This is a genomic window from Actinacidiphila sp. bgisy160 (genome assembly GCF_057707815.1).
Window position 1 is genome coordinate 1 of record NZ_JBYIQW010000098.1, and the last position, 10,716, is coordinate 10,716.

Annotated in this window: 10 protein-coding genes and 3 pseudogenes; 7 read left to right on the forward strand and 6 right to left on the reverse strand. The window is 67.0% G+C overall.

The annotated features are described in order from the left end of the window. On the reverse strand, positions 1–250 hold a 250-nt coding region (locus AC3EUJ_RS36330), incomplete at its 3' end, for a hypothetical protein (protein WP_431969150.1). A gap of 337 nt (positions 251–587) precedes the next feature. Beyond that, a complete protein-coding gene (locus tag AC3EUJ_RS36335; RefSeq protein WP_431969152.1) occupies positions 588–1,232 on the reverse strand; it encodes a uracil-DNA glycosylase in 645 nt (214 codons plus the stop codon). A 485-nt stretch (positions 1,233–1,717) separates the two neighbouring features. Here AC3EUJ_RS36335 and AC3EUJ_RS36340 point away from each other — a divergent pair, with 485 nt between their 5' ends. After that, positions 1,718–2,290, forward strand: a complete 573-nt coding sequence (locus AC3EUJ_RS36340; RefSeq protein WP_431969154.1) for an XRE family transcriptional regulator — start codon at positions 1,718–1,720, stop codon at positions 2,288–2,290. A 25-nt stretch (positions 2,291–2,315) separates the two neighbouring features. On the opposite strand, the gene AC3EUJ_RS36345 is transcribed toward AC3EUJ_RS36340, so the two are convergent. Further along, positions 2,316–3,368 carry an NAD(P)/FAD-dependent oxidoreductase gene (locus tag AC3EUJ_RS36345; RefSeq protein ID WP_431969156.1) on the reverse strand — a complete coding sequence of 351 codons (1,053 nt, stop codon included), beginning with the start codon at positions 3,366–3,368 and terminating at the stop codon, positions 2,316–2,318. A 290-nt stretch (positions 3,369–3,658) separates the two neighbouring features. Between AC3EUJ_RS36345 and AC3EUJ_RS36350 the strand changes: the two genes are divergently transcribed. The 3 genes and pseudogenes from AC3EUJ_RS36350 (at position 3,659) to AC3EUJ_RS36360 (ending at position 6,119) form a co-directional block, all read left to right on the forward strand. Next, positions 3,659–4,363 carry a rhodanese-like domain-containing protein gene (locus AC3EUJ_RS36350; protein ID WP_431969158.1) on the forward strand — a complete coding sequence of 235 codons (705 nt, stop codon included), beginning with the start codon at positions 3,659–3,661 and terminating at the stop codon, positions 4,361–4,363. Positions 4,364–4,610: 247 nt separating this feature from the next. Then, positions 4,611–5,003 (forward strand): annotated as a pseudogene (locus AC3EUJ_RS36355) (MBL fold metallo-hydrolase); the annotation flags it as partial. A gap of 201 nt (positions 5,004–5,204) precedes the next feature. Beyond that, positions 5,205–6,119: an IS982 family transposase gene (locus tag AC3EUJ_RS36360; protein WP_431969160.1), complete on the forward strand. Its 915-nt coding sequence runs from the start codon at positions 5,205–5,207 to the stop codon at positions 6,117–6,119. Positions 6,120–6,537: 418 nt separating this feature from the next. On the opposite strand, the gene AC3EUJ_RS36365 is transcribed toward AC3EUJ_RS36360, so the two are convergent. Next, a complete protein-coding gene (locus AC3EUJ_RS36365) occupies positions 6,538–6,735 on the reverse strand; it encodes a hypothetical protein (RefSeq protein ID WP_431969162.1) in 198 nt (65 codons plus the stop codon). A gap of 155 nt (positions 6,736–6,890) precedes the next feature. Here AC3EUJ_RS36365 and AC3EUJ_RS36370 point away from each other — a divergent pair, with 155 nt between their 5' ends. Beyond that, the gene (locus AC3EUJ_RS36370; protein ID WP_431969164.1) at positions 6,891–7,625 is read left to right on the forward strand and encodes an SOS response-associated peptidase; all 735 of its coding nucleotides are present in this window, start codon (positions 6,891–6,893) and stop codon (positions 7,623–7,625) included. Between the two features lie 314 nt (positions 7,626–7,939). Then, positions 7,940–8,227 carry a hypothetical protein gene (locus AC3EUJ_RS36375; protein WP_431969166.1) on the forward strand — a complete coding sequence of 96 codons (288 nt, stop codon included), beginning with the start codon at positions 7,940–7,942 and terminating at the stop codon, positions 8,225–8,227. Here AC3EUJ_RS36375 and AC3EUJ_RS36380 read toward each other — a convergent pair. After that, positions 8,193–8,978 (reverse strand): DUF2188 domain-containing protein, encoded by a 786-nt coding sequence (locus AC3EUJ_RS36380; RefSeq protein WP_431969168.1) that lies wholly within the window; start codon positions 8,976–8,978, stop codon positions 8,193–8,195. The genes AC3EUJ_RS36375 and AC3EUJ_RS36380 overlap by 35 nt on opposite strands. 221 nt (positions 8,979–9,199) lie before the next feature. Between AC3EUJ_RS36380 and AC3EUJ_RS36385 the strand changes: the two are divergent. Continuing rightward, positions 9,200–10,317: pseudogene (locus AC3EUJ_RS36385) on the forward strand (ISAzo13 family transposase); the annotation flags it as partial. Here AC3EUJ_RS36385 and AC3EUJ_RS36390 read toward each other — a convergent pair. Beyond that, positions 10,300–10,647: pseudogene (locus AC3EUJ_RS36390) on the reverse strand (transposase); the annotation flags it as partial. The pseudogenes AC3EUJ_RS36385 and AC3EUJ_RS36390 overlap by 18 nt on opposite strands. Between the last annotated feature and the right edge of the window lie 69 nt (positions 10,648–10,716).

Consider the following 10,716-nt stretch of genomic DNA (forward strand, 5'->3'; position numbering starts at 1 on the left):
TAGGGGTGACCGAAGCCGCATCGTGATCCGGGCGATATCCCGCCGGGCTGGTACCACGGACCCGCCGGTGTGAGGGTTGCTGGCACTCGCTACCGATCTTGAGGTCTGTTATGTCAGGTCTGCCGTTCGTCGCCCCCTTGATAGTGCTGGCCTCCCTGCTCTGGGCGATACCACCGCTCCTGTATCCCCGGCGGCGACGGGTGGGCGTCACCATCGCCGTCTCACACCTCATTTTGACGCTGTCGATCACCCGACCTTGGACCGAGGACTGGTACTGGCACGACGGAACATGGCTGATGCTCGTCTTTGGGCACGGCACGCTCATCGCGCTAGGAAGACTGGGCTTCGAACTCAGCTCACTCCGCACCCGTCGCCGCCGCACGGCCTCCCGCCTCCCGGCCCGCGACGAGGCCATGTGCCTGGAGGCAAAGGAGCAACCCTCAAAGTCCTGGTAGAGGGCCGGCCCGCACTCCCGCCCAGCATCGGCGTGTCTGTTGTCACGGTCGGAGCGCGGCCGGTACCGCCGTGGTGAGGGACTATGCCCGCGCCCGTTCGATGTTTCCCGAGGCCGTACGAGAACAGGACCTCTACAACTGCCCGCCTGTGCTGCGGAGCACATCACCGACTCTCTGGTAGGAGTCGATACGGTGCTGTGCGCGGCGGGCGCGTTCCTCCAGGTCTCGCACGAAGAGAGCCTGCCGACCGGGGTGGTAGGTGCTGACCACTTCCAGGGTTCTATCGCGGACGGCTTCGGGGTGTGTCTTGAGCAGGCGGCGCCACACATCTTGGGCTTCGTTGCCCTGGAGGAGCACGACCTCTGCCTTCGGCATCAGCCCCAGCAGCTGTTTCAGGACCTCGGCACCAGCCTGGAGCTCCGCCGCGTTCGGTGAGCGGTTGATGTACCAGGGATAGGCGTTCCAGGGAGTGACGTCACGCGGCACTATCCCGGCCTCCTCGAAGATCTGGGCCTGGAGCTCCGCCGTCGGGTCATCATTTTCCACACACAGGAATCCCGAGCCGCCACCTTCCTGCGTCTTGGGGCCTGGGTCCCGAAGAATGGACAAGACGCGAGCCTCTGCTCCCCCATGCCAGGGTGCGACATGTGGCATCCAGCCACGCCCGTCCTGCTCGCGCAAGGCATCGACCATCTCGTTGACCGGACGGACATGGGGGTCATAACGCCCCTGTTCCTGCTCAACTCGGAACGCCTCTTCACGCATCCGTCTTGCCATGCTTCCTCCAACGCCGCCGGCACCATCGCAGAGACCCTAACGGGCATGTCTGACAGCGCTTGATCGGAACTGCCCCACGGGTACAGGCGACAAGTGGCGAATGACGCGATGGCGGTTGCGGGCAAGCCTGCCGGTGGAGCCCTGAGCATCACAGATAGCCACACCCCATGGCCGTAGCTATACGAGAACAGGGCACACCAAAGCGGCGGCCCACAAGCTGATCGCCGCCCTGGTCCCCCTTCAGATCGTCGTGCCGGCGAGGATCGCCCCCGCCAGCCCCATCACCACCGGCGCGGACCCCCACGAGGAGGAAGGCCGGCAGGAAGCGCAGCGCCAGCGGGGCGGTGATCAGCCTGGAGCTCCGCCGTCGCCTGCGCCAGCACCTCCGGGTCGAGCCGCTAGCCGAACATCACCGTCGCGGACTGCTCAGTTGCTGCTCGAACTCGAATTGGAAGGGGCTATGCCGCTTCGGGCAATATCAGGGTGTGAACAGCGCGAAGAAGGACGTTCTGGATGCGGTCGGGCCCCGTCTGCGGGAGCTGCGTCGCCGGCGGGGGATCACGCTGGCTGAGCTTGGCCAGCGGACCGGAATCAGCGAGAGCACGCTGTCTCGTCTGGAGGGCGGCAGTCGCAAGCCGACTTTGGAGCTGCTGCTGCCACTCGCCGAGGTGTACGCGGTGCCCCTCGACCACCTCGTAGGCGCGCCCCGTACGGGAGACCCGCGCATTCACCTGCGCCCGGTGACCCGGGGAGGCATGACGTTGGTACCCCTCAGCGATCCCGGCGGCGCCCAGGCCTACAAGCTTCTCATTTCACCCGCGCCCCACAGCGAGCCGGAGCTGCAGACCCACGAGGGTTTTGAGTGGATCTATGTGCTCGCCGGACGGCTCAGGCTGCTGCTGGGCGAGCAGAGCCTGAGCCTCAATCCGGGCGAGGCCGCGGAATTCGACACGCACGTGCCGCACTGGATTGGCGCCGACGGCGACCAGGCCGTCGAACTTCTCATCCTGCTCGGACGCCAGGGAGAACGGGCCCACCTCCGGGTCCGCGCCACCTGACCCGGTTGCGGTGAGGGCGCGGTGCTCAGTTCCCCCCGGGGAGGGGGCCCAGCCCGTGCGCACGGCTGCCCAGCACGCGCCGCGACACCTCGGCCTCCATCGCCCCACTGAAGACTCCACCGTCCTTCGCCGCGCGGGCGGAAGCTTCCGCGTCAGCCTTCAGCAGGTCCATGTGGATCGCGGCGGCCGCGGTGGTTCCGGCTGCTGCCGCGACCGGAACCCCGGCCAGCACATCGCTGACGTTCCCCGCTGCCCACACGCCCCGCACTCCGGTGAACCCGGACGCGTCCACCCGGAGCTGTTCCCCCAGACCCATAGGGTGTTCCTGCATCGTCACGCCCAGCTCGCCCAGGAAACCGGCGCGCGCGAGGAACCGGGGGGCGACCACCAGTTCCTGGACCGGCACCACCGTGCCCGACTCCAGCCGCACGCCCGTCAGCTGGTCCTGACCGTTGACCTCGAGCCCGGTGGCCTCACCGTCGACCACGCCGATACCGAGAGCGGCCAGCTGCTCCCACTGTTCGTCAGTCAGCTCCGTTCCAGCGTGCAGGAACAGCGTGACGTCCTTGGACATCTGACGGAACAACAGTGCCTGGTGGAAGTTGCCGAGCACCCCGATGACCTTGTCCCGGACTTCCCAGCCGTGGCAGTACACGCAGTGCAGCACGTCCCGCCCCCACCGTTCGGCCAGCCCCGGCACGTCCGGCAGCACATCGACCAAACCAGTGGTCACCAGCACTCTGCGCGTCCGTACGCGCTGTCCGTCCTCGGTGACCACCCAGAAGCCCGCGCCGTCCCGGGAGATCCGCGCGACCTGCCCCGAAGCGACGCGACCGCCGTACGAAGCGACCTCCTCGCGCCCGAGCCGCAGTAGCTCCAGGGGAGAGATGCCCTCGCGGCCGAGCACACCATGGGCGCCGGCAGCCGGAGCATTGCGGGGCTCACCCTTGTCGATCACCAGAACCGACCGGCGCACCCGGGCCAGATTCAAAGCACCGGAAAGGCCGGCGGTCCCACCCCCGACCACCACGACGTCCCAGGTCTGTTCACCATCTCGTATCAACTCGAACTCGCTCATGCCGTCAGCGTGCGACGGCGCCACGGGTGTAGCAACGGTTCATGCTGTCTTGGCAAGACGCCCCGGTAGCCCGCCGCCGGCGATGGCCCGCCGATCGGCCGACGGCCCGGACCACGCCGACCTTCTTGCCGGTTCGGCAAGAAGATTCGTTGCCTGCGGACGCGTGTGTGCAGGCTGCGTCCAGACAGTTCTGGCTCACAACCGATAGCCGGTATCTCGAGGACCCGGTCGTGTTCCCTCATTCGTTGGGAATTCCTCCGGCTGGAGCGGCATGTCGGTAGTCGAAATACTTGGGGAAGCAGCAGATGGAAAATCGCCACGTCGTGATCATTCCGATCGAGATCGATGAGGATAAGGAGGCCGCTTATCTCGCCGCATGGCAGGATGCCGCGGAGGTGATGGCGGCGCAGCCCGGTTTCCTTCGGACGTACATGTTCCGCACGATCGTTCCGGGGAGCAAATTCCCTCTCGTCAACGTGGCGGAATGGGAGTCCACCGGTCACTGGGAAGAGGCGATGAATGTCTGTCCGATGATGGGACAGCAGATAGCCGTCGTCCATGCCTCGAACTACGAGGCGATCCGGACGGTGCTGCCCGCGCAGGGCCTGAGTTCCGCCGATGGCCGCATGCCCGCTGACCTGTCTCCTGTCGAGGCGCGTCGCCGCGCCGTGGACGGGGAACTCACGCTGGTCGATGTCCGTGAAGACGATGAATGGGCAGCGGGTCACCCGGCCGGTGCCGTCCACGCCGCGCTCAGCACATTGCCGGCGTCGCTGTCGGATCTGCCTGACGGTCCACTGGCCTTCGTCTGCCGCACGGGCAACCGCAGCGCGCAGGGCGGCGTGCAGGCGATCCGCGCGGGCCGGTCCTCCGTCTACAGCGTGGCGGGCGGCCTTGAGGCGTGGGAAGCAGCGGGGCTGCCGGTCGTCCTTCCCGGCAGCGAGAGCGCGGAGAACAACGGCGATCGCGCCGCAGCTGCAGTACGCGAGGGCTGACGAAAGCAAAACCGGCAGATAACCGTCGCATACGTCCGCCGGCATGAGGCCGGCCGGATACGCCATCCGCCCGCAGTCTTCGGAAAAGCCGCTACCGCGCCATTCCAGACGGTGACCGTTTGCGTGATGGCCCAGGACATGAGAACCGCGGATATCGCGAGCGGTTCGGAGTGGCGGAACAGTTCCGGAGCTGCGGCGGCGGCTTCCCGAAACGGAATTACCCGGGTACGCCGAGAGGAGTCACACCATGTTTTTTGTCGACACCCTGGAGTTCGAGGGGCTGGGCAACCGTAGCTATCTGGCAGGGGGGCGGAGCGCGGCGGTCGTGGTCGATCCGCCGCGGGACGTCGATCAGGTGATCGCCCTCGCCGCGCGGCGAGGGGTGCGCATCGCCTACGTGGCGGAGACGCACGTGCACAACGACTACGTCACCGGCGGGCTGGAACTGGCCCGCCTCACCGGCGCCCGCTACCTCGTCCCGGCCGGCGCCCGCGTCTCCTTCCCTCGCCATCCCGTTGTGGACGGGGACGTGTCCGAGGTGGACGAGTACCTGGTGCTGCGTGCGATAGCCACCCCGGGCCACACCACGCACCACACCTCGTACGTCCTGGAGGAGGAAGGAAGCCCGGTGGCTGCTTTTTTGGCCCAGCACCCAGCTCTCCACCTCGCCCGTGGTGACGCAGTGCGCCAGAAGGCCGCGCACTCCGGCAAGGACCGCGTTGATCCGCCGCTCACCACGCACCTCGGCGCCTGGCCCGGCAACCACTGTGCTCTGATCACTAGATGAATGAGTCCAAGGGATCGCCTGCGGGCATGAAGCGAGGGCGTCCAATGTCGGTGTGTGAAGACTGACCTGGACACCCTCGCAACGGCACTCTATGCCCGGATCGATGACGAGTTGAAGGCTTCGCCGTGGTTGGCTCCTGCGCGGCCCGCTGTCGGGATCGCCCCTACGCTCAGCGACGCTGAGCTGCTCACGCTCGCGGTCATGTCCGCGCTGCTCGGCTACACCTCCGAGCGGCGCTGGCTGCGTCGGGTCGGCCGGGACTTTTGGCACCTGTTTCCCTATGTGCCCGGCCAGTCTGGCTACAACAAACGGCTGCGGGCCGCATCGACGCTGTTCACACACATGATCCGCATCCTCGCGGCGGACACCTCCCTGTGGAGCGACGACGTGTGGGTGGTCGACTCCACCCCGGTCGGCTGCGGCTGCTCGCGGGAGACCGCGAAACATTCGGACCTGGCCGGCTGGGCCCAATACGGCTACTGCGCGTCGCATTCGCGGTACTTCTGGGGCCTGAGACTGCACCTGGTATGCACCCTGGGCGGACTGCCGATCCTGTTCGCGGTCACCGGGGCCAAGGCCGACGAGAGGGAGACGCTGCGCGACATGCTCGACACCGCACCGGACGTCCTGGCCTCCCATCCCGGGCAGACGATCACCGGGGACAAGAACTACTACGGGCGCGAGTTCGAACGCGACCTGACCGAGCGTGACCTCAACCTGCTCCGTCCGGCCCGCAAGGGAGAGCCCGAGCGGGCCGGAGCACACCTGTTCAAACCGCTGCGTCAGGTCATCGAGTCGATCAATCAGACCTTCAAGGGACAGCTGGACCTGGAGCGACACGGCGGCAAAAGCCCCGCCGGCGTCGCGGTCCGCATCCTGAGCCGCATCCTCGCGCTCACCGCCGCGATCTGGCACAACGATCACACCAGGCAGCCCATCAAGCGGTCACTGATCGCGTACGACTACTGACCGCAACAGCATCCCTTGGACTCATTCATCTAGCCGGGGCGTACTTCAGCCACACCATGAACAGCCCCAGGTCGCGGGCCGCCTCACGCCAATCACGCCCTGTCTTCAGGCACCACCGCAGGTACAAGGCGACGGAGTTTGCGTAGGCCTTCGTCGTCAGCTCTGCCCGATCCTGGCCAAAACGCACGTGCCGCATCCATCTGTCGACAGCGGGAACTACGGCCAGATCCGAGTCCAGCACCGTCCAGTACCGAGCACCCGACGGCATGCACACCGGGAAAACACGCACCGCTCACATCCTTTGCTCCATAGCCGACCCGCAACGGCATGCCACAGAGCAACACCCCCGGAGAACCGTCGCTCAACGCCTAACTAACGAGGCGCCTTCGAGCAACGTCACACCACACCCGCGTGACCCTCAGAGAAGGTCCCAATAGCGCATCGCGCCTCGGACGTCGGCGAGTGCCGCGGCCGGTGGCAGCGGCTGCACCACCGGCGTGACATCACCGAGCAGCTCCAGCAGCTGCCGGTAGGTGACCTCGGGCAGACGGCGGTCCATCACCCGCACATGCAGCACGTGCGCGCCGCGCTCGGCGCGCAGGGTTTCGTCGTTCATGGTCACCACCTCCCACATCCTGTACGCATGTTCGAGTTTGGCGGCGAGGCTTCGCGTGCCACATCCACCCCTGGGAGTGACAGAGGAAACGCGCAGGTGACAGCGCTATCGAAGCCCGACACCGCTCTCAGAGGACGGCGTGGCAGGCTGTGGGCATGTGCGGCCGCTATGTCTCCATCCGACGCCCCGAAGACCTGGTGCAGCAGTTCCGGGTCACCGAGTGGAATCCCGAGGCGCTCGTGGCGCCGAGCTGGAGCGTCGCCCCGACCAACCATGTGTGGTCAGTGCTGGAGGGCGTGGACCGTGAGACCGGTGCGCTGGAGCGGCAGCTGCAGCCGCTGCGGTGGGGTCTGGTCCCGTCCTGGGCCAAGGACCCGGCGATCGGCTCCAAGATGATCAATGCCCGGATGGAGACGGTGCACGAGAAGCCGGCCTACCGCCGGGCGTTCACTCGGCGCCGCTGCCTGCTGCCGGCCGACGGCTTCTACGAGTGGGTCCCGGTCCCGGCCACCGAGGAGCGGAAGGCCTACAAGCAGCCCTACTTCATCAGCCCCGAGCAGCAGGACCAGGGCATGGCCTTCGCGGGCCTGTACGAATGGTGGCGGAACAAGGAGGTCGCCGCCGACGACGACCCCGGCGCCTGGCTGGCCACGTGCACGATCATCACCACCGACGCCACCGACGCCGCCGACCGGGTCCACCCCCGCATGCCGCTGACCATCGCGGCCGCCGACTACGACGCCTGGCTCGACCCCGAACACCAGGACCTCGACGAACTCCGCGCCCTGCTGACCGCACCGGCCAGCGGTCACCTGGCCGCCCGCCCCGTGAGTACGGCGGTCAACTTCGTCCGCGACAACGGACCCCACCTGCTCAACACCGTCTCCTGACCGGCGCCGCCTCGCCACATCAGCGTGCCCGTAGATGGTGGGCGCGAGTTGCAGTTCCGGCTCCCGCAGCGCTTAAAGCTCAAAGTCGACGCGCCGCAGAGGCCCCGGAGGCCACTACCAAAGGCCTTGCCGTTCATGCGGCGCGTCAACCGATGTCACCAGCCTGCGCCTCACCAGGAGACAACGCACCTCGGCCAAGGCGCCCCATCCAATAGGCATCTGCGTCAGTACCTGGCTTATGGCTCAAAACGGTTTATTTCGATCATTCATGGCAACCCGATGGGCGACACGCATTCCGTATTGAGGAGTCCACAATGATCATCCAGAAAATGCACGACATGGGCATTCGCAGTGAGCATGCCTACCTGGCGGGCATGGCCTCGATCGGTCTGTCCATCGCTTCGTGGGTCACCAGCCTCACCATGGAACCCGGCGCAGGCCTCGCCCGTGCCGACCGCTGGGGAATCTACGTCGGTGAATGGGCCCCGACCTTCTTCGGCCTGGGCCTGGCGTTGAGCCAGTACGAGCAGGCGGACGGCACGCTCCAGGAGAGCGACGTCCACCACCTCAAGGACAAGATGAAGGAAAAGGCGGCCGCCTGAGACGCTCCTGGCCGACCATGGAGCGCGCTCTGAGGCCGGCCAGGTCGCCCCGTGGAAGCAGCGGGTCCACGGGGCTATACCGTCTGCTGGCCGCGCGGTGCGAGCGAGCTGCGCGCCGTCGCGGCCGGTGCGGCCCGCGGCGACGGTCAGCGCGGTACGACTCGACCTGCGCCGTCGAGGCGGCCGCCACCGCCCCGAGGGCGCGGCGGGGGCGTACCGGCCCGGCCTGCCCGACTGGCTGCTGGTTGTTCTGGAGGTAATGAGCCGGGGGGCGGCGTGGGTCGTTGCCGTAGGTGTATTCGGTGCGGATGCCTCCGTTTCGCGGGCGTCCGTGGACGACGACCTGTGCGGGCTGGTGCTGCTTGGCCTGTTCCCGGGCGGCGTCGATGGCCTGCCTTTGGGTGGTGTGGGGTTCGCGTAGCTCGCGGCGGCCTTCCTTGTGTTCGACCTGCCACTTCTGTTCCGACGCAGGGTTATCTGCTGGGGTGACGTGATAGACGGTGCGCTTTGGCTGTTTTGTCATGTCTCCTCCTCCAGGCGGTGACTGCGCGCCTGCATGTCTCGGTGGGGTCATCGACCGTGTCGGGACGTCGCTGGGGCTGAGGTCGCCGCGCAAGCGGTGGACGCGGACGGGGTGGCGCCAGCGTCCTTGATCGACGGCGGCGTCGCCGTGGAACTCCGCGACGAGGTCGGGGCGAATGGGGGTGAAGTTGAGCGGCTCCCGGCTGCCCCAGCGGGAGGACACGCGCATGCCGTGCCAGGGGTGGTCGGGGCTGGCCTGCTTCAGCAGACCGGCCAACTCGCTTCGTACGGCAGCCGGCAGGGGGGTGCTGCGGGCGACCAGGTGGAATTGTCCGTCGGGGGTGTAGCGGCCGAGCAGGACCGTGTCCGGGCGGGTGAGGCTGCCGGTGATGGCGCCGATGATGGCTTCGGCGGTGTCGCGGTGCCGGTATTTGAGCCAGCCTCGCCGCGGTCGATACCAAAGCCAAGGAATGGCTCGGCAAGCGCGACCGGCCGGGCCGCACCTGGCGGCCGGGCAAGGACCCGATCAGGGTCGACTGCCACACCTTCACCACCAGCGAACAGCCGGTGGCCATTCCCTACGGAATCTACGACATCGCCACCAATACCGGCTGGGTCAACGTCGGGACCGACCACGACACCGCCGAATTCGCAGTGGAATCCATACGCCGCTGGTGGCAGCGCCGCGGACGGACCGACCACGCGGACGCGACCCGATTGTTGATCACCGCCGACGCTGGTGGTTCCAACGATCCCCGCCGCTGGACCTGGAAGAAGCACCTGGCCGCATTCGCCCTGGAGAGCGGACTGGAGATCACTGTCTGCCACTTTCCACCCGGCACATCCAAATGGAACAAAATCGAACACCGGATGTTCTGCCACATCACCGCGAACTGGCGAGGACGGCCACTGACCAGCTACGAGGTTGTCCTCAAGACCATCGCCGCGACGACCACCACGACCGGGCTTTCGATCGGCGCCGAACTCGACACCGGTAGTTATCACCTCGGCACGACCGTCACGCCCGCCGAGTTCCACGCTCTGCCGATCACACCGAGCACGTTCCACGGCGACTGGAACTACACCCTCGCACCTGCCCCGCCCAAGCCTCCCGAGGTGCCACGGACTCGTCGCCGGATCGACCCGGCCCTGACCGAACTGCTGACCGACCCGGCCCTGACGGGCATGGACCGTTCCGACTTTGACCACTTGGTGGCTATCTCGGAGCCGTACTGGGACGCCTTGGCCGAGGCCGCATTCCAACGGCGCTTTCACCGTCCGCGCAGCTATCTCCACCCGCAGACCAGCAGCGTGGACCACTACCACCGGCTGCTGACGGCGCTGTTACGCCGCCGCAGAGCAGCGACCAGTACGCTCCTGGCTCACTTGCTGGGCGTCACCCGCAGCAACCTGTCCAATCAGTCCCAGGACGGGTACCGTCTCCTGGACCTGCACAAAATCACCGTCACACCATTGCCCGGAGCGCCGGCTCGCACCCTGGAGCAGATGAAGGCCCGTGGGACGCCAATCGAAAGACACTCCACAGATCAAACCTGACAGTTATTCAGAATACAGGCCCCGGCGGTGTCGGTGTACTGGCGCTGAACGCCGACCGTGTGCGTGCCCTTCTTCACGTCCCCGGTCTCGTCGACCACCAGCACTGCACCCTCGTCGTGTAGATGCTCCAGGACGTACTCGCGCACGTCATCGCGCACGGCGTCGGCATCCCATCGGGCCCGGCCGAGCAGGTGCTGCATGCCGTCCGGGGTGGCCACTCCGGCCCACTCGGCGATGCTCCAGCAGTTCTTGCGTGGCAGGTCCGACAGCAGCCCCAGCATCAGATCCCCTACCCGACGCCGGGGTTCAACCCCGGCGAACCGGCCGGCTATCCGGCTCATCAGGCCCTCGAACGCTTCCTGCCAGCGAGCAGGGTCTACGCTGTGACCTGCGGCCACCGCAAAATCGTT